The sequence below is a fragment of the Nocardioides sp. N13(2025) genome (assembly GCF_051912545.1).
Classification (GTDB): Bacteria; Actinomycetota; Actinomycetes; order Propionibacteriales; family Nocardioidaceae; genus Nocardioides.
The window spans coordinates 2,440,432-2,466,300 of the sequence record NZ_CP196809.1 but is presented as its reverse complement, the minus strand read 5'-3'; the positions used below and the strand labels follow the sequence as shown (position 1 = coordinate 2,466,300).

The following is a 25,869-nucleotide window of genomic DNA, read 5'->3' as shown; positions in this document are numbered from 1 at the left end:
GAGATCGAAATCATGACCCGCGACATCTCGTGTCCGGCCCCCGCCGGGGGCCGGCACGGGGTACCGTCGTGGGGCCCGTTGCAAGGCAGCACTTGTGCAAGTGTTGAACGCCGGCTCCGTCCGGTGAGACTGGAGGACACGACTCGTGGCACGTATCGGTGACGGTGGCGACCTGCTCAAGTGCAACTTCTGCGGCAAGAGCCAGAAGCAGGTCAAGAAGCTCATCGCGGGCCCCAACGTCTACATCTGCGATGAGTGCATCGAGCTGTGCAACGAGATCATCGAGGAAGAGCTGGCGGAGGGCTCCGAGGTCAGCCTCGAGGAGCTCCCCAAGCCCAAGGAGATCTTCGAGTTCCTCAACTCCTACGTCATCGGCCAGGAGCACGCGAAGAAGTCCCTCGCGGTCGCGGTCTACAACCACTACAAGCGGGTCCAGGCGGGCCTCCAGCCGGTGAGCGGCAAGGCCAAGGAGGACGCGGTCGAGGTCGCGAAGTCCAACATCCTCGTGATCGGCCCGACCGGGTGTGGCAAGACCTACCTGGCCCAGACCCTCGCCCGCATGCTCAACGTCCCGTTCGCGATCGCGGACGCGACCGCGCTCACCGAGGCCGGCTACGTCGGTGAGGACGTCGAGAACATCCTCCTCAAGCTGATCCAGGCCGCTGACTACGACGTCAAGAAGGCCGAGACGGGCATCATCTACATCGACGAGATCGACAAGGTGGCCCGCAAGGCGGAGAACCCCTCGATCACGCGCGACGTGTCGGGCGAGGGCGTCCAGCAGGCACTGCTCAAGATGCTCGAGGGCACCACCGCGTCCGTGCCGCCGCAGGGCGGGCGCAAGCACCCGCACCAGGAGTTCATCCAGATCGACACCACCAACATCCTCTTCATCGTGGGTGGCGCCTTCGCCGGGCTCGAGCAGATCATCGAGCAGCGCGTCGGCAAGAAGTCGCTGGGCTTCACCGCGGAGGTGCGCGGCGCGGCCGAGCGCGAGGCAGATGACCTGCTGGCGCAGGTCCGTCCCGAGGACCTCACCAAGTTCGGCCTGATCCCCGAGTTCATCGGTCGCCTGCCGCTCATCGCGAGCGTCAGCAAGCTCGACCGCGAGGCCCTCGTCCAGATCCTCACCGAGCCGCGCAACGCGCTCGTCAAGCAGTACCAGAAGCTCTTCGACCTCGACGGCGTCGAGCTCGAGTTCACCGACGACGCGATCGACTCGATCGCCGAGGCGGCCCTGGAGCGCGGCACCGGGGCACGCGGCCTGCGCGCGATCATCGAGGAAGTCCTCCTCTACGTCATGTACGACGTCCCCTCCCGCGGCGACGTGGCCAAGGTGATCGTCACCCGCGAGGTCGTCGAGGACGACGTCGCGCCGACGCTGATCCTGCGTGAGTCCGAGGCGAAGAAGAAGAAGTCAGCCTGACTCGATGTGACCAGACCGGTCTAGTCATTTCGGGCCATCTCGGACCATCGACTGTGATCACGCGTCATGACCCCGCGAGACTGGCGTCTCGTCAGCATGTGGGAAGGGGAACCCGTGGGGGTTGATCCCAAGCGACCGCTCGTCGGCTTCGCTCTGGTCGCCGTGCTCTGTGCCGTCCTGATGACGCTCTCGGTCGGCCAGGGCTGGGGAGTGGACATCTTCCGGCCGGGCAAGCCCATCGCCGTACCGGTCGAGGCCGTCCACGTCGCGCCTGCGCAAGAACAGCCGCGCGAGCCCGAGACGGTGAGCATCCCGGACGAGCTGAGCGCCCAGCCGCTCGGCGTCGCCGTGCCCGAACCGCTCTCGAAGCGGATCGCCCGGGCGACCGCCCAGTCCACGTCGCCGGCCCCACCCACCTCGCCGGCCCCGCCCACCCAGGCGCAGTCCGACGAGCAGACCGACGCAGCGTCCTCGGCGCCCGAGCGGCAGGCGGACCGCGCCGCCGAGCGAGCCGAGCGCAAGGCCCACCAGGCGGCGCTGAAGGCGCTGCGGGCGACCGAGAGGGCTGCCCGGAAGGCAGAGCGTGAGGCTGAGAAGGCCGCCGCCCGCGCTCAGCGCGAGGCGGAGAAGGTTGCCGCCCAGGCCCAGCGCGACGCCGACAAGGCCGCGCGGGATGCCGAGAAGGCCGCTGAGCAGGCTGTCCGCGACGCCGCCAAGCTGGCCCGCGAGGCCGCTAGGGCCCACCGCTGACCCAGACGCACAGATCCCCCTCACGCACCGCTCGGCGGCGGTGCGGGAGGGGGATCTCCTGTGTGGTCAGTCCTCGGTGGGGGCGAGCTCGGCGGTGACGCTGAGGTCCTTGGCGTCGTCGTCGGCGACGAAGACCAGGTCGCCCACGATCGTGCCGACCGCGCGGAGGTCGTCCTGCGCCTGCTGGGCGGCCTCGGTGAGCGAGGCCGGGCCGGTGATCACCACGCGTGAGAGGGGTGCGCGCATCTTGGCCTTGGCCTGCGACTTGGCGCCCCGGATGCCGGTGAGCGCGGCGGCGACGGCGTCCAGCACCAGGGGCTGGGCGGCCGCGGCGGAGCCGAGGTCTGCCGCCGTCGGCCAGGCCGCGTGGTGGATCGACCCGTCCTGCCACCACGACCAGACCTCTTCGGTGGCGTACGGCAGGAACGGGGCGAGCAGGCGCAGCTGGGTGTGCAGCGCGATCGCCAGCGTGGCCTTGGCCGAGACCGTCCCGGCGCCGCCGTCGGTGTCGTAGGCGCGCTCCTTGACCAGCTCGAGGTAGTCGTCGCAGAACTCCCAGAAGAACTTCTCGGTGACCTCGAGCGCGGTGGTGTAGTCGTAGACGTCGAAGGCCTCCGTGGCCTTGCGCACGACGACCTCGAGGCGACCGAGCAGCGCGCAGTCGACCGGGGCGCTGACGGCGGCCGGGCTGAGCTCGGTGGCGCCGACGTTGCCGAGCACGAACTTCGAGGCGTTGAGGACCTTCATGGCGAGCCGGCGCCCGATCTTCATCTGCGACTCGTCGAAGGGCGAGTCCATGCCCGGACGGCCGATCGCGGCACGCCAGCGCACGGCGTCGGCGCCGTACTTGTCGAGGATGTCGCTCGGGACGACGACGTTGCCCTTGGACTTCGACATCTTCTTGCGGTCGGGGTCGACGATGAAGCCGGAGATCATCGCGTGCGACCACGGCACGACCTGGTGCTCGAAGTCGGCGCGGACGACGCGCGAGAAGAGCCAGGTGCGGATGATGTCGTGCGCCTGGGTGGCGAGGTCGTAGGGGAACACGCGGGAGAACAGGTCGTCGTCGACCTCCCACCCACCCGCGATCTGCGGGGTGAGCGACGAGGTGGCCCAGGTGTCCATCACGTCGGGGTCGCCGACGAAGCCACCCGGCTTGCCCCGCTGGTCCTCGGTGAAGCCGTGCGGTGCCTGGGTCGACGGGTCGACCGGCAGCTGGTCCTCGCTCGGCAGGAGCGGGTGGTCGTGGTCGGGCTCACCGTCGGCGTCGAGGGGGTACCAGACGGGGAAGGGGATGCCGAAGAACCGCTGGCGCGAGACCAGCCAGTCGCCGTTGAGGCCACCGACCCAGTTGTCGTAGCGGTGCTTCATGTGGGCGGGGATCCAGGTGATCTCCTCGCCGCGGGCGAGCAGCTCCTTGCGCAGGGCGGCGTCCTTGCCGCCGTTCTTGATGTACCACTGGCGGGTGGCGACGATCTCGAGCGGCTTGTCGCCCTTCTCGTAGAAGTTCGCCATGCGCTGGGTGGCCGTGGGCTCGCCATCGAGGTCGCCGGACTCGCGCAGCAGGGCGACCATCGCCTCGCGGGCGCTGAAGGTCGTCTTGCCGGCCATCTCGGCGTACGCCGTCGAGGCCGCGTCGCTCGCGAGCCACTCGGGCGTCTCGCGGGTGAGGCGCCCGTCGCGGCCGACGACCGTGCGGACCGGCAGGCTCAGCTCGCGCCACCACATGACGTCGGTGAGGTCGCCGAAGGTGCAGCACATCGCGATGCCCGCGCCCTTGTCGGGCTCAGCCGCGTGGTGGGCCAGGACGGGGATCTCGACGCCGAAGACCGGGGAGGTGACGGTGGTGCCGAAGGCGTCCTGGTAGCGCTCGTCGTCGGGGTGCGCGATCAGGGCGACCACGCTCGGGATGAGCTCGGGGCGGGTCGTCTCGATGTGGATCGGGGAGCCGTCGGGGCGGTGGAAGGCGACGCGGTGGTAGTGCCCCGGGTAGTCGCGCGCCTCGAGCTCGGCCTGGGCGACCGCGGTCTGGAAGGTGACGTCCCACAGGGTCGGGGCCTCGGAGAGGTAGGCCTCGCCACGGGCGTAGTTGCGCAGGAACGCCCGCTGGCTCGCCGTGCGCGAGTGGTCGCCGATGGTCGTGTAGGTCGGGTTCCACTGGACCGAGAGGCCGAGCTTGCGCCACAGCTCCTCGTAGACCTTCTCGTCCTCCACCACGAGCTGCTCGCACAGCTCGATGAAGTTCGGCCGGCTGACCGGGACCTGCTTCTTGAGGTCGGGCTTCTCCGGCGGGGTGAAGTCGGGGTCGTAGGGCAGGGCCGGGTCGCAGCGGACGCCGAAGTAGTTCTGGACGCGGCGCTCGGTCGGCAGGCCGTTGTCGTCCCAGCCGATCGGGTAGAAGACGGCCTTGCCCTGCATGCGCTGGTAGCGCGCGATCAGGTCGGTGTGGCTGTAGGAGTAGACGTGGCCGACGTGCAGCGAGCCGCTGACGGTCGGCGGCGGCGTGTCGATGGAGTAGACGTTCTCCCGCGGCTGGGTGCGGTCGAAGGCGTAGGTGTCGTTGTCGGCCCACGCCCGGGACCACTTCTCCTCCAGGCCCTCCAGCGCCGGACGCTCGGGTACGACGACGGCACGCGGGTCGGTGCTCGTCGTCGTGGCCGGATCGGCGTCCGGGGCGTGGGTGCTGGGGTTCTCAGTCATGCGCCGAGTCTATTGACGGGCCTCCGGCCTGCGAAAACGAGTATCGACCCGAGCGGCCCGCGCCCTAGCGTGCCTGCCATGACCCCGGACACCGACGCTGCCTTCACGCTGGAGTTCTTCGAGAGCCCGCAGGCCTTCCTCGACGCCGCGGACCACCTGCTCGCCGCCGAGCCCGTGCTGGGCAGCGTGATCGCGAGCGTCACCTCGCGGGCCGTCCGCGAGGTGGCTGATGGGAGCGACTCGTGGGCCGAGGTCGCCGCCCCGTTCCAGCGCTGGTGGCTCGCCGTCCGCGACGGCGAGGGCGAGGTCGTCAGCGCGGCCATGCGCACCGCGCCGTTCAAGCCCTACCCGACCTTCGCGCTGCCGATGCCGGAGGAGGCCGCTCGCGCGCTGGCCGTCGCGCTCCACGAGCGCGGCGAGCTCCTCGGCGGCGCCAACGGGGCGCTCCCCGGCTCGGAGGTGCTGGCCCGGGCCACCGCCGAGCTCGTCGGCGGTGAGGTCGTCGCCGACAAGGCGACCCGACTCTGGGAGGCCACCTCGGTCGAGGTGCCGCCCGCTCCCGAGGGTCGGCTGAGGCAGGCGACCGAGGACGACGCCGCGCTGGTGCTGGCGTGGTTCACCGCGTTCCACGAGGAGGCCGACGAGCAGGCCGGCCGCGTGCCCGACCCGACCTCGGGCGAGCACAACACCATCGACAGCGTGCTGGTCCGGATACGTGAGGGCGTGGAGTGGCTCTGGGAGCTGCCGGACGGGACGATCGCGCACCTGTCGGGATCCGGCCTGCCGTCGTACGGCGTCTCGCGGATCGGGCCGGTCTACACGCCCAAGGAGCACCGCGGCCGCGGCATCGCGTCGTACGTCGTCGGGGAGCTGACCCGGCGCGGGCTCGAGGCCGGCACCCGGATGTGCCTGTTCACCGACCAGGCCAACCCGACGTCGAACAAGATCTACGCCGGGCTGGGCTACGAGCCGGTGATCGACATGGCCGAGCACGTCGTCCGCGCCTGAGTCGTCGCCTGCTCAGGCAGGTCAATAGACTCGTGGGGACATGACTGAGCTGCCCCCGGACGCCACCGAACCCGCACGCCTCGCCGAGACCTTCGAGGAGGTCGAGGACGCGCTGCTGTCCCGCTGGCCCGAGACCCGGCTCGAGCCGAGCCTCGACCGGATCGAGGCGTTCACCGAGCTGCTCGGCGAGCCGCAGCGCTCCTTCCGGTCGGTGCACCTCACCGGCACCAACGGCAAGACGAGCACCAGCCGCATGATCGAGACCCTGCTCCGGGCGCTCGACCTGCGCACCGGGCGCTTCACCTCCCCGCACCTGGAGAAGATGAGCGAGCGGATCAGCATCGACGGCGAGCCGCTCGACGACGAGGCGTTCGTGCGCGCCTTCAACGACGTCGCCCCCTACACGCACCTCGTCGACGCCGAGCAGGCCCACCCGCTGAGCTTCTTCGAGACGATCGTCGGCATGGCCTACGCCGCCTTCGCCGACGCGCCGGTCGACGTCGCGGTGGTCGAGGTCGGGATGGGCGGCAGCTGGGACGCCACCAACGTCATCGACGCCGACGTCGCCGTGGTGATGCCCATCGCCGTGGACCACGCCAAGTACCTCGGCGAGGACCCGGCCACGATCGCGGTGGAGAAGGCCGGGATCATCAAGCCGGGCTCCTTCGCGGTGCTGGCCGAGCAGACCCCGGAGGTCGCCGCCGTCCTGCTCGCGCACGCGGCCGAGGTCGGCGCGACCGTCGCGCGCGAGGGCGTCGAGTTCGGCGTCGTGTCGCGCACACCCGCCGTCGGCGGCCAGGTCGTCTCGCTCAAGGGCCTGCGGGCGCAGTACGACGACCTCTTCCTGCCGCTCTACGGCGCCCACCAGGCCCAGAACGCCGCGGTCGCGCTGGCTGCCGTCGAGGCGTTCGGCAGCGGCGAGCTCGACGACGAGCTGGTCCGCGCCGCCTTCGCCGAGGTGACCTCCCCGGGACGGCTCGAGATCATCCGTCGCAGCCCCACGATCGTCCTCGACGCCGCCCACAACCCGCACGGGGCCGAGGCCGTCGCGGCCGCGCTCGAGGACTCCTTCGCCTTCAGCCCGCTGGTGGGCGTGATGGGCGTGATGGAGGACAAGGACCACGAGGGCGTGCTCGCGGCGTTCGAGCCGCACCTGGCCCACCTGGTCTGCACCCAGAACTCCACCCCGCGGTCGATGTCGGCAGCGGCCCTCGGGCGCGCAGCCGTGGAGGTCTTCGGCGAGGACCGGGTCACCGTCGTGCCCGACCTCGCCGAGGCGATCGACCGCGCGGCCACGCTCGCCGAGGTCGGCGAGGCGATCGACGTGTCGATCGGCGCGGGAGCGGTCCTGGTCACCGGCTCCGTGGTCACGGTGGGCGAGGCGCGCGCCATGCTGAAGGGCCGCCGATGAGCGGGACGCCCCCCGACGCCCCCGCCAACACCGAGCGCTCGCCGCGCCGCGGCATGTGCGCCGCGGTCCTGAGCCTGGAGGCGATCACCCTCGGCCTCACCACGCCGGTGATGATCACCATCGCCGACGTCCCGGCCGGCACCGCCCTCACGGTGGGACTGGGCCTGGCGGTGGTGTGCCTGCTGCTCGCCGGGATGCTGCGGGCGGAGTGGGCCTACCTCGTCGGCTACGGCGTGCAGGTGGCGGCCATCGCCCTCGGCTTCGTGGTGCCCGTCATGTTCGGGCTCGGGCTCGTCTTCGCAGCGCTGTGGGCCGCGGCCGACCTGCTCGGGCGCAAGATCGAGCGCGAGCGGGCCGAGGCCTGGGCGGCCTGGCGCGCCGACCAGCCCTGAGGCTCGCTAGGCTTCCCGCCATGACCGACGTCCAGCGTTCCCTCGTCCTCGTCAAGCCCGACGGCGTACGCCGTGGCCTCTCGGGCGAGGTCCTCCGCCGGATCGAGGCCAAGGGCTACACGCTCGCGGCCGTCGAGCTCCGCACCGCGACCAGCGAGATCCTCGCCGCCCACTACGCCGAGCACGAGGGCAAGCCGTTCTACGGTCCGCTCGTCGAGTTCATGCTCTCCGGCCCGGTGCTCGCCGTGGTCATCGAGGGTGAGCGCTGCATCGAGGGCTTCCGCTCCCTCGCCGGCGCCACCGACCCGACCGTCGCCGCCCCGGGCACGATCCGTGGCGACCTCGGCCGCGACTGGGGCGTGGCCGTCCAGCAGAACCTCGTGCACGGGTCGGACTCCGAGGAGTCGGCCGCCCGCGAGATCAAGATCTGGTTCGGCGACCTGGCCTGAGGCCGGCCGGTCAGGCCTTCCGGCCGCCGCCCAGCAACCCGCCGAGCAGGTCCCCGAGGACGCCCCCGAGCCCGCCAGAGGTGCTCGAGCGGGACGAGCTCCCCGCACCCTGCGCGGCGCCGGAGAGGATCGAGGACAGGATCGAGCCGAGCACGCCGCCGCCCGCGGCTGCGCCGCCCTTGGCGCCCATCTGCTTGGCGAGGTAGGACAGCACGATCGGGGCGAGGATCGGCAGCAGCCTCTGCACGAGCCCGCTGCCGGCCCCCGTGGAGCCGAGCTGCTGGACCACCTGGTCCTGCTGCGCGCCGAAGATGTGGGCGGTGATGCGCTGGCCGTCCTGCTCGTCGACGTCGGCGAGGTCGACCGGTGCGGTCGCGACCTGCGCGTCGTGCTGGCCCAGCGCCTCCACCAGCGACGCCTCACCGCCCGGGTCCTGGGCGTTGGCCTGCAGGCCCCCCAGGAGGGCCGGGAGGGCGACGTCGACGGCACGTCGTACGGCGTCGGGATCCTCCCCGAGCCGTGCGGCGATCTGGTCGATGGGGAGCGAGGTGCGGAGCTCGTCCAGGTCGGACGTGTGGTCAGCCATCTTCCGAACCTAGCCCCGCGCGTGTCCTGCCGGGAACACCCTTCCGCGCTCCTTAACCTGAGCGTGGGTCGGCCGGATCGCCGACTCCTCTTCCCAGTAGGACCCGACCAGCGGGGGCACCAGCGGCATGGCACTGAGCAGGACACCAGGGGGCTTCATCGGCCGGGACATGGCCGTCGACCTCGGCACCGCCAACACGCTCGTCTACGTCCGCGGCAAGGGCGTCGTGCTCGACGAGCCGTCCGTCGTCGCGATGAACACCACCACCGGCGAGGTCCTCGCCGTCGGCCACGAGGCCAAGCGGATGATCGGGCGCACGCCCGACAACATCACGGCCATCCGCCCGCTGAAGGACGGCGTCATCGCCGACTTCGAGGCGACCGAGCAGATGCTGCGCTACTTCATCCACCAGGTGCACCGCCGTCGCTACTTCGCCAAGCCGCGCATGGTGATCTGCGTGCCGAGCGGCATCACCGCCGTCGAGCAGCGCGCGGTCAAGGAGGCCGGCTACCAGGCCGGCGCCCGCCGGGTCTACATCGTCGAGGAGCCGATGGCCGCAGCCATCGGCGCCGGGCTCCCGGTCCACGAGGCCACCGGCAACATGGTCGTCGACGTCGGCGGCGGCACGACCGAGGTGGCCGTGATCAGCCTCGGCGGCATCGTGACCAGCATCTCGGTCCGCACCGCCGGTGACGACCTCGACCAGGCGATCATCGCGTGGATGAAGAAGGAGTACTCCCTCATGCTGGGCGAGCGCACGGCCGAGGAGATGAAGATGACCCTCGGGTCGGCCTTCCCGCTCCCCAGCGAGCCCGACGCCGAGGTCCGCGGGCGCGACATGGTCTCCGGGCTGCCCCGCACGGTCGTCGTGTCGAGCTCCGAGCTGCGCCAGGCCCTCGAGGAGCCGCTGCACAACATCATCGACGCGGTCCGCTCCACGCTCGACCAGACGCCGCCCGAGCTGGCCGGCGACATCATGGACCGCGGCATCGTGCTCACCGGCGGCGGAGCGATGCTCCGCGGCCTCGACGAGCGCCTCCGCCACGAGACCGGCATGCCCGTGCACCTCGCCGAGGATCCGCTGTCCTCGGTGGCCTACGGCGCCGGCAAGTGCGTCGAGGAGTTCGAGGCCCTCCAGCAGGTGCTCGTCTCGGACGTGCGGCGCTTCTGATGGGACACAGCTGATGGGTGCCTTCGGGGGACACGACGGCCGCGAGCGTCGGTGGACCGGCCTCGACCGCCTCGAGTCCCGCAACCGCCCGCCCCGGTCCCTGCTGGTCGCGCTGGTGCTGGCCAGCATCACGCTCATCACGCTCGACGTGTCCGGGGGTGGCGGCTCGCCGCTGGAGCCGGCACGTCGCGCGATCGGTGAGGCCTTCGGCCCTGCCGAGTCGGCCGCGGCCGCCGCCGTGCGCCCCTTCACCGCCGTGCCCACCTGGTTCCGCAGCAAGGGCGACCTCGCCGACCAGGTCCGCGACCTCGAGGCCAGCAACGCCGAGCTGCGGGGCAAGGTCGAGCTCGCGGGCTTCGACCGCAACCGCCTCGAGCAGTACGACGGCCTCACCACGGCGGCCGAGGACCTCGGGTCGGCCCTCGTCCCGGCCCGCGTCGTCGCCATGGGCCCGCGGCAGTCGCAGAGCTTCACCGTGACCATCGACGCCGGCTCGCGGGCCGGCGTCGGGCCGGACATGACGGTCGTCAACAACGACGGACTGGTCGGCCGGGTCCTGCGCGTCACCCGGAGCAGCGCCACCGTGCTCCTGGTCATCGACCCCGACTCGACCGTGGGCGGTCGCGTCGGGTCGAGCATGGAGATCGGCTTCGTGACGGGCAGCGGCTCCCTCGACCAGGAGTCCGGGCTCGACCTCAGGCTCGTCGACGACGCCTCCGTCCCCGCCCGCGACGACACGGTCGTGACGTGGGGGAGCGCCACCGGCCCCTACGCCCCGGGCGTGCCGATCGGCACGATCACCGAGGTCTACAGCTCGCTGCGCGAGGCCTCGCAGCGGGCCGTCGTGAAGCCCTTCGTCGACTTCTCCTCCCTCGACGTGGTGGGCGTGATGGTCCCCAGCGGCGCCCCGAGCGACCGTGCGGTGGTCGAGGCCGACGGGAGCCTCCGGTGAAGGGGCTGCGGTGGGCGATCGCGCTCGGGGCCGTCGTCCTCGCCCTCGTGGTGCAGGTGACGCTGTTCCCGCACCTGGCCTGGCACGGCATCGTGCCCAACCTCTGCCTCCTGGTCGTCGTCGCTGCCGCGCTCACGGTCGAGGCGCCGTTCGCCCTCCTGCTGGGCTTCGCCGCAGGGCTGACGCTCGACCTCGCGCCCCCGGCCGACCACGTCGCCGGGCGGTGGGCGCTCGCGCTGACGATCGCGGCCTTCCTCGCGGCGCGCGTGCGCCAGGACGTCAGGCCCACCGCGCTGGCCGTGGTCGGCACGGTCGCCGCCGCGTCGTTCGTGGCGACGTCGCTGTTCGCGCTCAGCGGCGTGCTCCTCTCCGACCCGACGATGTCGATCTCCGGGCTCCTCGAGGTGGTGCTCGTCGCGGTGGTCTGGGACGTGCTGCTCACGCCGTTCGTGCTGCCACCGCTGATGAGGCTCTTCTCCCGGCTCAGTCCCCAGTGGGCGACCCAGTGAGCCCCACGACCAACCGGAGCCGGCTGCGGCTGGTGGTCGTGCAGGCCCTGGCCTTCTCGCTCTTCGCGACGCTCTTCGTCCGGCTCTACTACCTCCAGGTCATCGGCGGTGAGTCCTACCAGGCCCAGGCCGCCAACCAGTCGGTCCGCGACATCGTCGTGCAGCCGCAGCGCGGGCTGATCGTCGACAGCCAGGGCCGCCCGCTGGTGGCCAACCGCACGTCGTGGGTGATCTCGGTCGACCGCACCCTCCTGGGCAAGCTCGCGGAGAAGCAGCGCACCGAGCTCGTCCGCCGGGTCTCCGTCGTCGTCGACGCCGAGCCCGAGGAGGTCGAGGCCCGGCTGGTCACGTGCGGCGACCCCGGCAGCGTCCGCGACGTGTGCTGGAACGGCTCGCCCTACCAACCGGTGCCGGTCGCGACCGACGTCTCCAAGGACGTCGCGCTGCGCGTGCTGGAGCAGCCCGAGGACTACCCGGGCGTGCTCGCCGAGCAGCAGAACGTCCGGTCCTACCCGCGCCCCTTCGGCATCAACCTCGCCCACGTGCTGGGCTACCTCAGCCCGGTCACCGAGGACGAGTACGACCTCGCCGCCGAGCGCGACGACCGCTCCCTCAACGGCGCCTCGGTCGTCGGCCGCGCCGGTGTCGAGAAGCAGTACGACGAGTGGCTGCGCGGCCTGCCCGGCTACCGCCGCGTCGCTGTCGACTCGATGGGCCGGGTGCTCGGCGACGACTCGGTCATCGAGAGCACCCCCGGCGACACCCTCGTCACGTCGATCGACGCCAAGGTGCAGTCGGTCGTGGAGAGGCAGCTCGCCGAGCGGATCAAGGTCCAGCGGGCCACGCTCGACCCGGTGACCGGCCGGAACTTCGAGGCCGACTCGGGCGCCGCGGTGGTCCTCGACGCCAAGACCGGCCGGGTCGTCGCGATGGCCAGCCAGCCGACGTACGACCCCGACGTGTGGACCGGCGGCATCAGCGAGTCCGAGCTCGCGCGCCTCTACTCCGAGAAGGCCGGCACCCCGCTGCTCTCGCGGGCCACGCAGGGGCAGTTCGCGCCCGGGTCGACGTGGAAGCCGTTCATGACCGCCGGCGCCCTGACCAACGGCTACTCCATGGACACCATGCTGCCGTGCTCGTCGGGCTTCCAGGTCGGCAACCGCGTCTTCCGCAACCACGAGTCCGACGCCTACGGCACGATCAGCTTCGCCAAGGCGCTCGAGGTCTCCTGCAACACGTTCTTCTACCGGATCGGCTACAACTTCTGGCAGAAGTTCGGGAGCGACCCGGCCGACATCGACGCCAGGGACCCGCTGGTCGAGATGGCCAAGTCGTTCGGGTTCGGCTCCCGCACGGGGATCGACCTGCCCGGTGAGGCGCCCGGCCGCATCGCCGACCGGCACTGGAAGCAGGCCTACTACGAGTCGCAGAAGGACTACTACTGCAAGCTCGCCGGCAAGCCGCAGACCCAGGACACCAGCGACTTCGTCTACAAGTTCGCCCGCGAGTTCTGCATCGAGGGCAACCTCTACCGCGCCGGCGACGCGGTGAACTTCTCGATCGGCCAGGGCGACACCATCGTCACCCCGCTCCAGCTCGCCCGCGCCTACGCCGCGCTCAGCAACGGCGGCACGCTCTACGCGCCCACGGTCGCCAAGGCGCTGGTCAGCCCGAGCGGCAAGGTGCTGCGGCGGATCGCTCCCCGCAAGGTCGCCCAGCTCGACGTGCCGAAGAAGTACCTCGACTACATCGACCGCGCGCTCCAGGGCGTCACCCGCGAGGGCACGATGTACTGGAAGATGGTCGACTTCCCGATCGACGAGGTCACCGTCCGGGCCAAGACCGGGTCGGCCGAGGTCTACGGCAAGCAGTCCACCGGCTGGGTCGCGTCCTACACCGAGGACTACGTCGTGGTGATGATGATCAGCCAGGCCGGCACCGGCTCGGGCTCCACCGGCGAGGGCATCCGCGCGATCTGGGAGGCGCTCTACGGCATCGAGGGCGAGGACGTACGTCCCGCGCGCTCGGCCGTCCCCGGCACGGTCCCGCCGGCGCGGCTGCCGCAGTTCCTCGACGACGGCTCGATCATGCCGCCGACCGTCGCGAAGGCGGGGGAGTGAAGCGATGACCGTGCTGTCCTCCCGTCCCGTCCGTACCGGCCAGGCCGCCAGCGGCCTGCGCGCCCCCGGCCTCGACTGGCTCCTCCTGCTGGCCACGCTCGCGCTGGTCGTCCTGGGCACGCTGCTCGTCTGGTCGGCGACCTCGACACGGGCCGACCTCACCGGAGGCGACCCCAACGCCTACCTCCGCAAGCAGCTGGTCAACGTCGCGATCGGCCTGGTGCTGATGGTGGCGGTGCTGGCCACCGACCACCGCTGGGTGCGGATCCTCGCGCCCCTGGTCTACGTCGCGAGCATCGTCGGGCTCGTGCTGGTCCTCGTCGCAGGGAGCACCGTCAACGGGTCCCGGTCCTGGCTGCAGCTGGGCGGGATGTCCATCCAGCCCTCGGAGTTCGCCAAGCTCGCGGTCGTCATCGGCATGGCCCTGGTGGTCGCCGAGCGCACCGAGCGCCGGTGGGGGCGCGGCGTGCGCAGCCTCGAGGTGGTCGCGATGCTGCTCATCGCGGGCATCCCCGCGGTCCTGATCCTCCTGCAGCCCGACCTCGGCACGATGCTCGTCCTCTCCGCCACCGTGTTCGGCGTCGTCGCCGTCGCCGGCGCCGGGCGCCGGTGGCTGGGCGGGCTGACGCTGGGCGCCGTCGGCGGGGCCGCCGCCGCGGTGTCGATGGGCGTGCTCAAGCCCTACCAGGTCGACCGGTTCCTGGCCTTCACCAACCCCGGCCTCGACCCGCGGGGAGCCGGCTACAACACCGAGCAGGCGCGCATCGCGGTCGGCAACGGCGGCCTCTTCGGGCAAGGCCTCTTCGAGGGCTCCCAGACCCGGTCCGGCTTCGTGCCCGAGCAGCACACCGACTTCATCTTCACCGTGGCGGGCGAGGAGCTCGGTCTGGTCGGGGCGGGCATCATGATCCTGCTCCTGGCCGTCGTGATCTGGCGCGCGCTGGCGATCTCGGCCGACGCGGGCGACCTGTTCGGCCGCGTGGCTGCAGCGGGCATCGCCTGCTGGTGGGGGTTCCAGGCCTTCCAGAACATCGGCATGTGCCTGGGCATCATGCCGGTGACGGGCGTGCCGCTGCCCTTCGTCTCCTACGGCGGCAGCTCCCTCTTCGCGGGGATGCTCGCGCTGGGCCTGCTGCAGAACATCCACCTCCGCTCCTCGGGCACGGTCCCCGCGCGCCTGCTGGGCACCACCCGGCGCTGAGAGGCGTTTGGGTCGCAGCGGCCCCGGAGACGTACCCTTGATGACTGCCCACGGGGGTCGCCCCCCGAGTGGTCCGTCCCCGTCAGTCGACTTCCCCGAACGAGGTGTCGTGCGCATGTCCGTCGCGTCGGTCTTCCCGCGCCTGGAGGCCAAGCTGCCCTCGGTGCAGAAGCCCATCCAGTACGTCGGCGGTGAGCTCAACTCCGTCGTCAAGGACTGGGACTGCGCCGCGTCCTCCGAGTCGGGCGGTCCCACGGTCCGTTGGGCCCTGATGTACCCCGACGCCTACGAGGTCGGCCTGCCCAACCAGGGCGTGCAGATCCTCTACGAGGTGCTCAACGAGCGCGACTGGATCCTGGCCGAGCGCACCTACTCGGTGTGGCCGGACATGGAGCAGGTGATGCGCACCGGTGACGAGCAGGGCCCGATCCCGCAGTTCACCGTCGACAGCCACCGCCCGGTGGGTGCCTTCGACCTCTTCGGCCTCAGCTTCTCCACCGAGCTGGGCTACACCAACATGCTCAACGCGCTCGACCTCGCAGGGATCCCGCTCCACGCGGCCGATCGTGGCGAGGACGACCCGGTCGTCATCGCCGGTGGCCACGCGGCCTTCAACCCCGAGCCGATCGCCGACTTCGTCGACGCGGCCGTGCTCGGCGACGGCGAGGAGGTCGTGCTCGCGATCTCCGAGGTGGTCCGCGAGTGGAAGGCCGAGGGGCGACCTGGCGGTCGCGACGAGCTGCTGCGCCGCCTGGCGGTCACCGGCAACATCTACGTCCCGCGCTTCTACGACGTCGCCTACGCCGAGGACGGCGCCATCGAGGCGGTCGTGCCCAACCGGCCGGGCATCCCGTTCCGGGTGCGCAAGCACACGCTGATGGACCTCGACCAGTGGCCGTACCCGGCCAACCCGCTGGTGCCGCTGGCCGAGACCGTGCACGAGCGCTTCTCGGTCGAGATCTTCCGCGGCTGCACCCGCGGCTGCCGCTTCTGCCAGGCCGGGATGATCACCCGCCCCGTGCGCGAGCGGTCCATCGAGACCATCGGCGACATGGTCGAGAACGGCATCCGCAAGTCCGGCTTCGAGGAGGTCGGCCTGCTGTCGCTCTCGAGCGCCGACCACACCGAGATCGGCGACGTCGCCAAGGGCCTCGCCGACCGCTACGAGGGCTCCAACGTCTCCCTGTCGCTGCCCAGCACGCGCGTCGACGCCTTCAACATCACCCTCGCCAACGAGTTCTCCCGCAACGGCCGGCGCTCGGGCCTGACGTTCGCGCCCGAGGGCGGCTCGGAGCGGATGCGCAAGGTGATCAACAAGATGGTGACCGAGGAGGACCTGATCCGCACGGTCGCGGCCGCGTACTCCCACGGCTGGCGCCAGGTGAAGCTCTACTTCATGGTCGGCCTTCCGACGGAGACCGACGACGACGTGCTGCAGGTCGCCGACCTCGCCAAGCGGGTCATCGCCAAGGGCCGCGAGGTCTCCGGGCGCAACGACATCCGCTGCACCGTCTCCATCGGCGGCTTCGTCCCCAAGCCGCACACGCCGTTCCAGTGGGCCGCGCAGCTCGACCACGTGACGACCGACGAGCGGCTCAAGAAGCTGCGCGACGTCGTGCGTGATGACAAGAAGTTCGCCCGCGCGATCGGCTTCCGCTACCACGACGGCAAGCCCGGCATCGTCGAGGGACTGCTCTCGCGCGGCGACCGGCGGGTCGGCCGGGTCATCGAGGAGGTGTGGCGCGACGGCGGCCGCTTCGACGGCTGGAGCGAGCACTTCTCCTACGACCGCTGGATGGAGGCCGCCGCGCGCGGCCTCGACGGCACCGGTGTCGACGTCGACTGGTTCACCACCCGCGAGCGCGACTACGACGAGGTGCTGCCCTGGGAGCACCTCGACTCGGGCCTCGACAAGGACTGGCTGTGGGGTGACTGGGAGGACGCCCTCGCAGCCGCCGACGGCGCCGACATCGAGATCGAGGACTGCCGCTGGACCCCCTGCTACGACTGCGGCGTCTGCCCGGAGATGGGCACCGAGATCCAGGTCGGGCCGACCGGCCAGAAGCTGCTCCCGCTCAGCGTGGTGTGAGCCCGTGGGCCGCGGCGGTGGGACCCGCCGCAACGTATAGCCTGAGCCGGCACATTCGCCCGCCGTCAGACAGGGGAACGCTCACATGAGCGAGGGAACGCGCTCGGAGGACTACTCCGCCACCTACTACAACGACGCACACCTGGGTGGCTACGACAACTACACCTGGGACAACGAGGTGTGGCGCGCGTTCTTCCTGTCGCTCGCGGACCGCATCGTGGGGATCGCGAACCCTCGCACCGTCCTCGACGTGGGGTGCGCCCGCGGCCTCTTCGTGCAGGCGCTGGTCGCCAAGGGCATCGACGCGTCCGGGATCGACATCTCGGAGCACGCGGTCGAGAGCGCGCACGAGGACGTACGGTCCCGCCTCCGGGTGGCGTCGGCCGCCGAGCCGCTGGGCGGCCGCTACGACCTGGTGAGCTGCGTCGAGGTGCTCGAGCACATGAGCCCGGTCGACGCCCAGCTCGCGATCGACCACATGGCCGCAGCGACCGACCGGGTGCTGTTCTCCTCCAGCCCGGCCGACCACGACGAGCCCACCCACCTCAACACCCGCCCGACGGCGCAGTGGGCCGCGTGGTTCGCGGAGCGTGGCTTCTTCCGTCGCACCGACGTGGACCTGTCGTTCGTCTCCCCGTGGGCCGTCCTGTTCGAGCGGGCCGACCTGACGCTCCACACGCTGACGCAGCGCTACGAGCAGCAGTTCGCGGCGCTCAACACCGAGCTGGTGGAGAAGCGCCGGGCCCTGCTCGAGTCGCACCGCCGGATCAGCTCCCTCAACGAGCAGCTGACGTCAGGCGTGTCGGGCAGGCTCGCCGAGCAGGCCGCCCTGGTCGAGCAGTGGCAGGCAGAGGTGCTCGACGCGCGCCACCACCTGCTCACCACGCGTGACCACATCGTGGGGACCGAGGCCCAGGTGGCCCGTCTCACCAACGACAACAAGAGGCTGCGCGCTGATCTCGCCCGGGCCAAGAAGCAGCTGGGCAACGTGCGCGGACGGTTGAAGCAGGCACGGCCCCAGGTCCAGCGCCTGACCCGGAAGAACCGGCAGCTCGTCGCCGAGCTCGAGGCGGCTCGCTCGCGACCGTCGCTCGCCCGACGGGTGGCACGCAAGGTGCTGGGCAGGTGAGCGCACCCCTCTTCTCGATCGTCACACCGGTCTACGAGCCGCCGGTCGACGTCCTCGGCGATACGATCGCCTCGGTGCTCGCCCAGGACTTCGAGGACTGGGAGTGGATCCTGGTCGACGACTGCTCGCCCACGGAGGCGGTCCGCGAGCTGGTCCGCGACCACGCCGCCCGCGACCCGCGTATCCGTCTGGTCGAGCGGGAGACCAACGGCCACATCGTGGCGGCGTCCAACGACGGCATCGACGCCGCCCGCGGCGAGTTCATGGTGCTGCTCGACCATGACGACCTCCTGACGCCGGGCGCCCTGTCCGCCAACGCCCGGCGCATCGAGGAGCTCGAGGACGTCGACTACCTCTACTCCGACGAGGACAAGGTCGACGACGAGGGCAACCTCTACGACGAGTTCCGCAAGCCCGACTGGTCGCCCGAGCGCCTGCGCGGGCAGATGTACACCTCCCACCTCTCCGTGATGCGCACCGAGGTCGTGCGCCGGGTCGGCAGGTTCCGGGAGGGCTACGACGGCTCGCAGGACCACGACCTGGCGCTGCGGGTGGGGGAGGTGGCCCGCCGGGTGGTCCACATCCCCGAGGTCCTCTACCACTGGCGGGCCGTGGCCGGGTCGGCGTCGGCCGACATCAACGCCAAGCCGTACGCCACCATCGCGGGTGCGAACGCGGTCCAGGACCACATGGACCGTCTCGGCCTCGCGGCGCAGGTGGGTCAGGGACCGGTCCCCGGTCACTACCGGATCACCCGCCGGCTCGATCCCGCGGTGCGGGTCTCGGTGGTCATCCCGACCATCGGCCAGTCCGCCCTGATCTGGGGCTCGCGCCGCGTCATGGTGGTCGAGGCCGTGCGCTCCCTGCTCGCGCGGACCAGCCACGAGAACCTCGAGATCGTGGTCGTCTACGACACACCGACCCCGCAGGACGTCCTGCGCGAGCTGGAGGAGGTCGCCGGCGACAAGCTCGTCCTCGTGCACTTCACGCGACCGTTCAACTACAGCGAGAAGATGAACGTCGGCTGCCTGCGGGCCACCGGTGAGCGGCTCGTGTTCCTCAACGACGACGTCGAGGTGATCTCGGACGGCTGGGTCGAGCAGCTCGTGGCACCGCTCGACGAGCCCGACGTGGGCATGACCGGTGCCCGCCTCTACTTCGGTGACGACACGGTGCAGCACGCCGGCCACGCCTATGCGACGGGGCACTACCTGCACCCCTACCGGGACCTGCCGCGCGACTCCTACGGACCGTTCGGCGCCCTCATCATCAACCGCGAGGCCAGCGGCGTGACCGCAGCGTGCGCGGCGATGCGGCGCGACACCTTCCTCGCGGTCGGCGGCTTCTCGGAGGCGCTCCCGGCCAACTTCAACGACGTCGACCTCTGCTACAAGGTGCGCGGCCACGGCCAGCGCATCATCTACGTCGCGCCGGTCGAGCTCTACCACTTCGAGTCGCGCACCCGCGAGCGCGCGGTCCACCGCTGGGAGCACGACCTCGTCCGCAGCCGCTGGGGAGCCCCTCTCGAGGACCCCTACGTGCCGGACCTGAAGCGTCGGGCCACCGCCAAGAAGTCCACCTAGGATCGCGCCCCGTGTCTTCCAGCAGGTCGTCGGAGAAGCCCAGGTCCCTGGCGTCGCTGCTGGCGGCGGCGGGCGTCAGCGGCGTGGCCGGCTACGTGGTGCTCGTGCTGGCCGCGCGCGTCCTGGACCCGGCGACCAACGCGTCGTTCCTCGTCTTCTGGGGCGCGCTCTACGCCGTGTTCGGCGCCCTGGTCGGTCTGACGACCGAGACCACGCGCGCCGTCTACTCGTCCGGCGGACGCGGTTCGACGCCGGTCTGGCCGGTGCTGGTCGGTCTCGCCGGCGCGACCGCCGCCGTCGTGGGGACCTCGGGCCTGCTGTGGGCCCCGCCTTTGTTCGGTGACCTGTGGCCGGGCCTGCTGTCCGCGATGGTCGTGGGCATCGCCCTGTTCAGCCTGCAGGCGGGACTCAACGGGGCCGCGTCGGGCAGCTCCGCGTGGGGGATCTACAGCCTCTCGCTGGGGTCCGAGGCGGTCATGCGCCTGGTCCTGTGCGCGCTGGCGGCGGCCGCCGGTGCCCACCTGCTCGGGCTGGCCTGGGGCGTGGTGCTGGCGTGCGCCACCTGGGTGGCGCTCGTCCTGGCCAGCCATGACGTCCGGCGGCTCGTGCACGTCCGGGTCACCGGGTCCCGCGCCGCGCTGGTGCGCCGGATGCTCGTGGCCTGCTCGGCGTCCGGCGCATCGGCGCTCGTCCTCGTCGGCTATCCCGTCCTGCTGCGGGCGACCACCCCGGCGGACGTCTTCGCCGGGGCCGCACCGATCGTGCTGTCCGTCTCGCTGTCCCGGGCGCCGCTCCTGGTGCCGTTGGGCATCTACCAGAACTTCCTGGTGACCCGGGTGATCAGGGACGGGCTCCGGGTCCTGCGGCCCGTCCTCGGAGCGCTGGCCGTCGTCGCCGCGATCGGCAGCCTGGCCGCGTGGTGGCTGGGGCCGTGGCTCCTCCACGTGATCAACCCGGCGTACGACGTGTCCGGAGCCGTCTTCGCGGGCCTGGTCCTCACCGCCGGCCTCGTGGCCGTCCTCACCATCACCGGTGCGGCCACCGTCGCGCTGGACCGCCACGGGGTCTACCTCGCCGGCTGGCTCGTCGCCACCGCGGTGTCGGCACTCGTCCTGCTGGCGCCCGGCAGCCTCGAGAGCCGGGTCCTCAGCTCCCTGGTGGCCGGTCCCCTCGCGGGCATCGCCGTCCACGTCGGCCGGGGACTGCTGCGGCGTACATAGGGCGACGCCGCGACGCGGCTACCGGGCGACGGCGTGCCTCAGGACCTGCCGCAGTGCACCGGACCGGTCGTCGGGGGAGCGGAGCGCATCGGGCAGCAGGGTGAGCGCGTGCAGGCGTGAGGTCCACCGCAACCGTGCCTCGCGCTCGGCCCTCTGCCACCCGATCGCGCGCATCTGCGCGGCAGCACCCGTGAAGTAGCGCCGGTCCTGCTCGAACCTGCTGCCGTCGCTCAGGGCGGCGCCGGACAGGCTGCTGTCGTGGCGCCGGTAGTCGAAGGTCACGACGGGGTCCAGCAGGAGTGCCGAGCCGTCGGTGACCATGTCGAGGACCAGCGCGAGGTCGAGGATGATCGGCAGGTCGCGTCGGAACGCGTGTTGCTTGACCTTCTCGGTCCGGAACATCAGCGACGGCCAGTAGAGCCAGTTGCCGCGCAGAAGGCTGACCGCCAGCTCCTCGCCGGACAGGACGAGCGGCTCTCGGGTGCGAGGCGTCAGCCACCGCTTCACCCGGTCGCCGAGTGGCGCTGCCTCGTTGCCCTCGGCGTCGATCACCCGCACGCCCGGCTGGAAGATGTCGACCGCCGTGAAGGCGGCCAGGTCGGCGTGCGCGCGAGCGACGTACTCCGGCTGCAGGGCGTCGTCGCAGCCGAGGAAGACCATGGCGTCGCCCGACGCGAGGTCGAGGCAGCGCTGGAAGTTCCCCACGATGCCGAGGTTCTCGGCGTTGCGCAGGTAGCGGATGCGCGGGTCACGCTCGCGGGCGAAGGACTCCGCGACGGACGGATCGGGGTAGCAGTCGTCGACCACGACCAGCGTCCAGCGCGGATCGGTCTGCGCCCGCACGCTGTCGACGGTGGCCCTCAGGAGACCCGGATCGCCCCAGTAGGGGATGAAGATCTCGAGGAGCGGATCGGTGTCGGTCAACTCGTCGACTCGTCACGGGAGGGCTCGCGCGGCTGCTCTCCCCGGCGCGCCCGCTCGACCTCGAGCCGCAGCAGCGCGATCTCCTCGGCGAGGGTCCGGGTCCGCTCCTCCAGACGGCTCAGCTCGGAGCTGTGCTGGAGGGTGAGCACCAGGATCACGATCGCGGCGCAGAAGAAGAGCAGGTTGGCCGGCACGGCGAGCCCGACTGCGTCGGAGGCCTCGACGAGCAGGACCGGGAACAGCGCGACCGTGATGACCGCGACGGCGACGAGCGCCCAGATCAGCGCGTACTTCTCGCGCAGGCGGTGCCGGCGCATCATCTCGAACAGCGTCAGGAGGATCACCGCGGATCCCACGACTCCGAGGATGGTGCTGCCGCTCACGATCGTGCCTCCGGGTGGGTGACGGCCCGGGATGCTGGCGTCCCGGACGGGTCGGCCGTCGTGGGCGCCGGCGCACCCTCCTCGAGCTGGGCGGGCCAGTCCCGGACGAGGGCCAGGAGCAGCGCGACGACCGCGCGGAAGAGGTAGATGGCGGCCTTCACCGGCGAGTGCGAGGCGCGGCCCGCGGTCCTCGCCCGCATCGTCACGGGCACCTGGGTGATGCGGCACCCGGCCCGTGCTGCGATCACCAGGGACTCGACGGTGTCGCCGAGGTACTCGGCGGGGTAGTGCTGCGCGAAGAGGACGATCGCCCGGCGGTTCGAGACGCGGAACCCGGACGTGACGTCGGTGAGGCGGGTGTGGGCCAGGCGGGAGAGGACCCACGCGAGCAGGACCATGGCCCACCGGCGCGGCCCGCGGACGACGTAGGGGTCGTCGGCCTTGGCGAAGCGTGCGCCGATGACCACGTCGGCGTCGTCCATGCGCTCGACCAGGTCGGCGAGGAAGCGAGGATCGTGCTGCCCGTCCGCGTCGATCTGCACCGCGACGTCGTAGCCGTGGCGCAGCGCGTAGCGGTACCCGGTCCGCATGGCTCCGCCCACGCCGAGGTTGAACGGCAGGCGGCACACCGCCGCTCCCGCTGCCTGGGCGACGTCGGCCGTACGGTCACCGGAGCCGTCGTCGACGACCAGCAGGTCCGCCCACGGGACGCACTCGCGTATCTCGCTCAGGGTGTCGGTGATGCTCGCCTGCTCGTTCCACGCCGGCACGATGACCAGGACCCGGAGCTCCTGGTGTCCTTCTGGCACGGTGGGGATGCTACCAACTGGGCGACGGGACTCCTCGGCCATCAGGCCTCGCCCATCATGAGGGCCATGCCCCACGTCGCGGCACCGAGGGCCAGGACCGCCCAGCGCAGCCAGGGACGGGGGTTGTTGATGAGCAGGGCTGCGGACAGCAGGGCCCACGGCAGCAGGGAGTGGGCGTAGCGGCTCGGCAGCGGCACGTAGTTGTCCTCCACGATCCCGACGACGATCGCCAGGGCCGGGGCGGCGAGCACGGCCACCAGGACCGTGGCGACTCCGACGACCCGGCGCACCGGTGCGACTCCCGTGGACAGGGCGAGGCCGACGCACCCGCCGATGGCGAGCCCGGTGGCGACGGCGTAGGCAGGCAGGGAGGCGGGGCCGGTCGCGTAGGGCGCCAGCGCACCGCCGCCCATGCTCGGTAGGAAGTTGCCCAGCTCGACGATGAGGTTGCTGCCCACGAGCGGCGCTCCGAAGCCGAACTTCGGCTGCTCACCGACGGCCAGCGCCGACCGCAGGGCGATCCAGGCTCCCTGGGCCACGATGGAGAGGAGGATCGTCGCGGTGCCCGAGAGCGTGCGGCGGTCGACGAGGAACGCCCGCAGGCGCGACATCGCTCCTCCCGACCGCTGCGTGGACTCGTACGCCGCGACGAGGAGGAGCACCAGCGCGGCCACGCCGAACCCGATGAGGTTCTGCAGCTTGAACAAGGTGGCCAGCGCCCCGGCCAGCGGAAGCAGGGCGAGCGCCCGCCGCCTGCCGTCGAGCGCCTGCATGGTCAGCAGGGCTGCGAGGCCGCCCGCCGCGAGTGCTGTGGCGTCCGTGGAGATGTAGGTGTTGCCCCAGTAGGCCGCCAGGGAGCCCACCATCACCAGGTTGAGGCCCACCGCCACCGGGATCGGGACGTTGCGACGGCGCATCGCGAGGTAGAGGAACACGGCGCCGAGGGAGAGCCAGAAGCCCCCCACGAGCCGGCCCGCGCTGACGAAGTCGACGCCCAGCCAGACGAACGGCTGGGCGAGCGCGCGGGTCGCGCCGAAGTACAGGGGTGTGTAGAGGTCCGCAGTGGTGCCGCCCTCGATCGGGTAGCCGACGCTGTTCGGCTTGCGACACGCCTGCGGGTTGGGCGGCATCTCGGGGATGTTGCGCACGCCGTTGCAGACCATGTAGCGACGGGCGAAGAGCGGCATCGCCTCGCCACGCCGCACGATCCCGTGGTCGGCGACGTTCGCGTAGTAGCCGATGTACTGGTACTCGTCGATCGGGGAGAGCATGTCGTGCTCGTTGACCTGCTCGGTCGTGAAGACGAACGACGCCACGATGAGCGCCAGGACGGCGAGGAGGTCACCTCGACGTCGCCACCAGGCTGGCTGGGTTGCCGACGGAGCACTCGCATCGGCTTCTGCACTCATGGGACCGGACCCTAACGAAGCGGCATGGTCCCCAGAAATCGCGCGATAGGGTGCCGCGCATGAACGGCACCCCGTCGGACCATCCCGAACCCCACGCTCCGGACACCCGGTCGGAGGAGTACGCCGATCGGCTGCGCACGCTGAGCGACGCCCGCTGGAAGCAGGTCCTCGACGTCCAGCGTCCCTACCGCTGGAACCTCGAGCGCCAGGGCATGGGCAGGACGCTCGACGTCGGCTGCGGCATCGGCCGCAACCTGGTCAACCTGGGCCGCGACTCCGTCGGGGTGGACCACAACCCGGAGTCCGTCGCCGAGTGCCGCGCCCGCGGGCTGGAGGCCTACACGTCCGAGGAGTGGCAGGCCGGGCCCGAGGTCGCGGTGCCCGAGTCCTTCGACGGCATGCTCGTCGCGCACGTCCTCGAGCACGTGCACCCCGAGCACTGGGAGGGACTCGTCGAGGCCTACCTGCCCTACGTGAAGCCCGGCGGGACGGTGATGATGATCTGTCCGCAGGAGAAGGGCTACGCCACGGACAGCACGCACGTGCACTTCACCGACGGTGCCCAGATGGCCGACCTCGCGCAGCGCGTCGGCCTCCAGGTCGAGAAGAACTACAGCTTCCCCTTCCCGCGCTTCGCCGGGCGGTTCTTCCCCTACAACGAGTTCTGCCTCGTCGCGCGCAAGCCGGCCTGAGCACGGCACCAGCTGAGCGATATCCTCGCTCGTCGTGCCCAAGCAGCAGCCCGAGCAGCAAGCCCCGCCCGTCCAGCGCCTCCGCGTGCGCTACGCCAAGCGCGGCCGGCTCCGCTTCACCAGCCACCGTGACTTCAGTCGCGCCTTCGAGCGCGCGGTGTTCCGCGCGCGGGTCCCGATGGCGTACTCGTCGGGCTTCAACCCCCACCCCCGCATCTCCTACGCCGGCGCGGCGCCCACCGGCTCGGCCAGCGAGGCTGAGTACCTCGAGCTGGCGCTCGCCGAGGTGGTGGTGCCGGCCGACGTGCACGCGATGCTCGACGAGGCCCTGCCGTCGGGGCTGGACGTGCTCGAGGTCGTCGAGTCGTCGGGCGGCTCGCTCGCGGACCTGCTCGAGGCCAGTCGGTGGCGCATCGACCTGGCCGTCGACCGGGCCGTCGCGGAGGCGGCCGTGGCCCGCTTCCTCGCCGCCGACGAGGCGCTCGTCGAGCGGATGACGAAGAAGGGGATGCGGTCGTTCGACGCCCGCGGCGCCGTGGTCTCCCTGGACCTGCTGCCTGCTGCCGGCCCGGCTGAGGGGAGCGACGCCGGACGTACGTCGCTCGACGTGGTGCTGCGCCACGGCACCCCCGCCGTACGCCCCGACGACGTCCTGAGAGGCCTCGCCACCGTGGCCGGGCTCGACGCGGGCGAGTCGCCGCTGATGACGCGGCTCGCGCAGGGCCCGCTGCTCGAGTCCGGGGACGTCGGCGACCCGCTGGCGTCTCGCGCATAGGGCGCCCCAAGGTCCGGTGTGCGATACTCGCCACGTTCGACGCCCTGACCACCGTCGGGATCCGTCGAGCCGACGACGTTCTCGCCGTCCACACCACGTGGTCGGCACCCCGGACGGGTGGACGTCACCGGACCGCGACGCGGCCCACGAGTCGGTGACAGCGACTCAGGGTGGCCCGGCG

The 25,869-nt window shown here is 71.4% G+C and carries 23 protein-coding genes; 17 read left to right on the top strand and 6 right to left on the bottom strand.

What is annotated here, in order from left to right:
- The first annotated feature begins 145 nt into the window (after positions 1 to 145).
- Entirely contained in the window at positions 146 to 1,426 is a 1,281-nt protein-coding gene (gene clpX / locus ACS3YM_RS11915; RefSeq protein ID WP_439936651.1) for an ATP-dependent Clp protease ATP-binding subunit ClpX, read from the top strand.
- Between the two features lie 114 nt (positions 1,427 to 1,540).
- Entirely contained in the window at positions 1,541 to 2,176 is a 636-nt protein-coding gene (locus tag ACS3YM_RS11910) for a hypothetical protein (protein ID WP_439936650.1), read from the top strand.
- 66 nt (positions 2,177 to 2,242) lie between these two features.
- Here the strand turns inward: ACS3YM_RS11910 and valS are convergent, their stop codons facing one another.
- Positions 2,243 to 4,876: a valine--tRNA ligase gene (gene valS / locus ACS3YM_RS11905; protein WP_439936649.1), complete on the bottom strand. Its 2,634-nt coding sequence runs from the start codon at positions 4,874 to 4,876 to the stop codon at positions 2,243 to 2,245.
- A gap of 78 nt (positions 4,877 to 4,954) precedes the next feature.
- Here valS and ACS3YM_RS11900 point away from each other — a divergent pair, with 78 nt between their 5' ends.
- The 4 genes from ACS3YM_RS11900 to ndk are packed head-to-tail and all read left to right on the top strand — an operon-like array spanning position 4,955 to position 8,136.
- Positions 4,955 to 5,884, top strand: a complete 930-nt coding sequence (locus ACS3YM_RS11900) for a GNAT family N-acetyltransferase (protein WP_439936648.1) — start codon at positions 4,955 to 4,957, stop codon at positions 5,882 to 5,884.
- Between the two features lie 40 nt (positions 5,885 to 5,924).
- Positions 5,925 to 7,295 (top strand): bifunctional folylpolyglutamate synthase/dihydrofolate synthase, encoded by a 1,371-nt coding sequence (locus ACS3YM_RS11895; RefSeq protein WP_439936647.1) that lies wholly within the window; start codon positions 5,925 to 5,927, stop codon positions 7,293 to 7,295.
- On the top strand, positions 7,292 to 7,687 hold the full coding sequence (locus tag ACS3YM_RS11890) for a DUF4233 domain-containing protein (protein ID WP_439936646.1): 396 nt from the start codon (positions 7,292 to 7,294) through the stop codon (positions 7,685 to 7,687). Before ACS3YM_RS11895 ends, ACS3YM_RS11890 begins: the two co-directional genes overlap by 4 nt.
- 20 nt (positions 7,688 to 7,707) lie before the next feature.
- Positions 7,708 to 8,136, top strand: coding sequence for a nucleoside-diphosphate kinase (gene ndk / locus ACS3YM_RS11885; protein ID WP_439936645.1), 429 nt, complete (start codon positions 7,708 to 7,710; stop codon positions 8,134 to 8,136).
- 10 nt (positions 8,137 to 8,146) lie between these two features.
- On the opposite strand, the gene ACS3YM_RS11880 is transcribed toward ndk, so the two are convergent.
- Positions 8,147 to 8,722 (bottom strand): DUF937 domain-containing protein, encoded by a 576-nt coding sequence (locus ACS3YM_RS11880; protein WP_439936644.1) that lies wholly within the window; start codon positions 8,720 to 8,722, stop codon positions 8,147 to 8,149.
- Between the two features lie 127 nt (positions 8,723 to 8,849).
- Between ACS3YM_RS11880 and ACS3YM_RS11875 the strand changes: the two genes are divergently transcribed.
- The 9 genes from ACS3YM_RS11875 (at position 8,850) to ACS3YM_RS11835 (ending at position 20,696) form a co-directional block, all read left to right on the top strand.
- Positions 8,850 to 9,893, top strand: a complete 1,044-nt coding sequence (locus ACS3YM_RS11875) for a rod shape-determining protein (protein WP_439936643.1) — start codon at positions 8,850 to 8,852, stop codon at positions 9,891 to 9,893.
- 13 nt (positions 9,894 to 9,906) lie between these two features.
- A complete protein-coding gene (gene mreC, locus ACS3YM_RS11870; RefSeq protein ID WP_439936642.1) occupies positions 9,907 to 10,845 on the top strand; it encodes a rod shape-determining protein MreC in 939 nt (312 codons plus the stop codon).
- The gene (gene mreD / locus ACS3YM_RS11865; RefSeq protein ID WP_439936641.1) at positions 10,842 to 11,354 is read left to right on the top strand and encodes a rod shape-determining protein MreD; all 513 of its coding nucleotides are present in this window, start codon (positions 10,842 to 10,844) and stop codon (positions 11,352 to 11,354) included. Before mreC ends, mreD begins: the two co-directional genes overlap by 4 nt.
- Positions 11,351 to 13,474 (top strand): penicillin-binding protein 2, encoded by a 2,124-nt coding sequence (gene mrdA, locus ACS3YM_RS11860; protein ID WP_439936640.1) that lies wholly within the window; start codon positions 11,351 to 11,353, stop codon positions 13,472 to 13,474. Before mreD ends, mrdA begins: the two co-directional genes overlap by 4 nt.
- Positions 13,475 to 13,478: 4 nt before the next feature.
- Entirely contained in the window at positions 13,479 to 14,675 is a 1,197-nt protein-coding gene (gene rodA / locus ACS3YM_RS11855; RefSeq protein WP_439936639.1) for a rod shape-determining protein RodA, read from the top strand.
- A gap of 115 nt (positions 14,676 to 14,790) precedes the next feature.
- The gene (locus ACS3YM_RS11850) at positions 14,791 to 16,764 is read left to right on the top strand and encodes a TIGR03960 family B12-binding radical SAM protein (protein ID WP_439936638.1); all 1,974 of its coding nucleotides are present in this window, start codon (positions 14,791 to 14,793) and stop codon (positions 16,762 to 16,764) included.
- An 85-nt stretch (positions 16,765 to 16,849) separates the two neighbouring features.
- Positions 16,850 to 17,893 carry a methyltransferase domain-containing protein gene (locus ACS3YM_RS11845; protein ID WP_439936637.1) on the top strand — a complete coding sequence of 348 codons (1,044 nt, stop codon included), beginning with the start codon at positions 16,850 to 16,852 and terminating at the stop codon, positions 17,891 to 17,893.
- The gene (locus ACS3YM_RS11840; protein WP_439936636.1) at positions 17,890 to 19,476 is read left to right on the top strand and encodes a glycosyltransferase family 2 protein; all 1,587 of its coding nucleotides are present in this window, start codon (positions 17,890 to 17,892) and stop codon (positions 19,474 to 19,476) included. Before ACS3YM_RS11845 ends, ACS3YM_RS11840 begins: the two co-directional genes overlap by 4 nt.
- A gap of 11 nt (positions 19,477 to 19,487) precedes the next feature.
- Entirely contained in the window at positions 19,488 to 20,696 is a 1,209-nt protein-coding gene (locus tag ACS3YM_RS11835; protein ID WP_439936635.1) for a hypothetical protein, read from the top strand.
- Positions 20,697 to 20,714: 18 nt separating this feature from the next.
- Here the strand turns inward: ACS3YM_RS11835 and ACS3YM_RS11830 are convergent, their stop codons facing one another.
- Genes ACS3YM_RS11830 through ACS3YM_RS11815 form a run of 4 tightly spaced genes read right to left on the bottom strand, consistent with a single transcriptional unit; the run spans position 20,715 to position 24,221 of the window.
- Positions 20,715 to 21,620, bottom strand: a complete 906-nt coding sequence (locus ACS3YM_RS11830) for a glycosyltransferase family 2 protein (RefSeq protein ID WP_439936634.1) — start codon at positions 21,618 to 21,620, stop codon at positions 20,715 to 20,717.
- Positions 21,617 to 22,003, bottom strand: coding sequence for a DUF2304 domain-containing protein (locus ACS3YM_RS11825; protein WP_439936633.1), 387 nt, complete (start codon positions 22,001 to 22,003; stop codon positions 21,617 to 21,619). Before ACS3YM_RS11825 ends, ACS3YM_RS11830 begins: the two co-directional genes overlap by 4 nt.
- The gene (locus ACS3YM_RS11820; protein WP_439936632.1) at positions 22,000 to 22,812 is read right to left on the bottom strand and encodes a glycosyltransferase family 2 protein; all 813 of its coding nucleotides are present in this window, start codon (positions 22,810 to 22,812) and stop codon (positions 22,000 to 22,002) included. The genes ACS3YM_RS11825 and ACS3YM_RS11820 overlap by 4 nt, the downstream gene beginning before the upstream one ends.
- 41 nt (positions 22,813 to 22,853) lie before the next feature.
- Positions 22,854 to 24,221 (bottom strand): hypothetical protein, encoded by a 1,368-nt coding sequence (locus ACS3YM_RS11815; RefSeq protein WP_439936631.1) that lies wholly within the window; start codon positions 24,219 to 24,221, stop codon positions 22,854 to 22,856.
- A gap of 59 nt (positions 24,222 to 24,280) precedes the next feature.
- On the opposite strand from ACS3YM_RS11815, the gene ACS3YM_RS11810 reads away from it, so the two are divergent.
- Positions 24,281 to 24,913 carry a class I SAM-dependent methyltransferase gene (locus tag ACS3YM_RS11810; protein WP_439936630.1) on the top strand — a complete coding sequence of 211 codons (633 nt, stop codon included), beginning with the start codon at positions 24,281 to 24,283 and terminating at the stop codon, positions 24,911 to 24,913.
- 34 nt (positions 24,914 to 24,947) lie between these two features.
- On the top strand, positions 24,948 to 25,688 hold the full coding sequence (locus tag ACS3YM_RS11805) for a TIGR03936 family radical SAM-associated protein (RefSeq protein ID WP_439936629.1): 741 nt from the start codon (positions 24,948 to 24,950) through the stop codon (positions 25,686 to 25,688).
- The last annotated feature ends 181 nt before the right edge of the window (positions 25,689 to 25,869 follow it).

Excerpts from the sequence above, each read along its gene's own strand:
- valS (WP_439936649.1), bottom strand. The coding sequence starts at position 4,876 with ATGACTGAGAACCCCAGCACCCACGCCCCGGACGCCGATCCGGCCACG.
- ACS3YM_RS11900 (WP_439936648.1), top strand. The coding sequence starts at position 4,955 with ATGACCCCGGACACCGACGCTGCCTTCACGCTGGAGTTCTTCGAGAGC.
- ACS3YM_RS11895 (WP_439936647.1), top strand. The coding sequence starts at position 5,925 with ATGACTGAGCTGCCCCCGGACGCCACCGAACCCGCACGCCTCGCCGAG.
- ACS3YM_RS11890 (WP_439936646.1), top strand. The coding sequence starts at position 7,292 with ATGAGCGGGACGCCCCCCGACGCCCCCGCCAACACCGAGCGCTCGCCG.
- ndk (WP_439936645.1), top strand. The coding sequence starts at position 7,708 with ATGACCGACGTCCAGCGTTCCCTCGTCCTCGTCAAGCCCGACGGCGTA.
- ACS3YM_RS11880 (WP_439936644.1), bottom strand. The coding sequence starts at position 8,722 with ATGGCTGACCACACGTCCGACCTGGACGAGCTCCGCACCTCGCTCCCC.
- ACS3YM_RS11875 (WP_439936643.1), top strand. The coding sequence starts at position 8,850 with ATGGCACTGAGCAGGACACCAGGGGGCTTCATCGGCCGGGACATGGCC.
- mreC (WP_439936642.1), top strand. The coding sequence starts at position 9,907 with ATGGGTGCCTTCGGGGGACACGACGGCCGCGAGCGTCGGTGGACCGGC.
- rodA (WP_439936639.1), top strand. The coding sequence starts at position 13,479 with ATGACCGTGCTGTCCTCCCGTCCCGTCCGTACCGGCCAGGCCGCCAGC.
- ACS3YM_RS11850 (WP_439936638.1), top strand. The coding sequence starts at position 14,791 with ATGTCCGTCGCGTCGGTCTTCCCGCGCCTGGAGGCCAAGCTGCCCTCG.
- ACS3YM_RS11845 (WP_439936637.1), top strand. The coding sequence starts at position 16,850 with ATGAGCGAGGGAACGCGCTCGGAGGACTACTCCGCCACCTACTACAAC.
- ACS3YM_RS11815 (WP_439936631.1), bottom strand. The coding sequence starts at position 24,221 with ATGAGTGCAGAAGCCGATGCGAGTGCTCCGTCGGCAACCCAGCCAGCC.
- ACS3YM_RS11810 (WP_439936630.1), top strand. The coding sequence starts at position 24,281 with ATGAACGGCACCCCGTCGGACCATCCCGAACCCCACGCTCCGGACACC.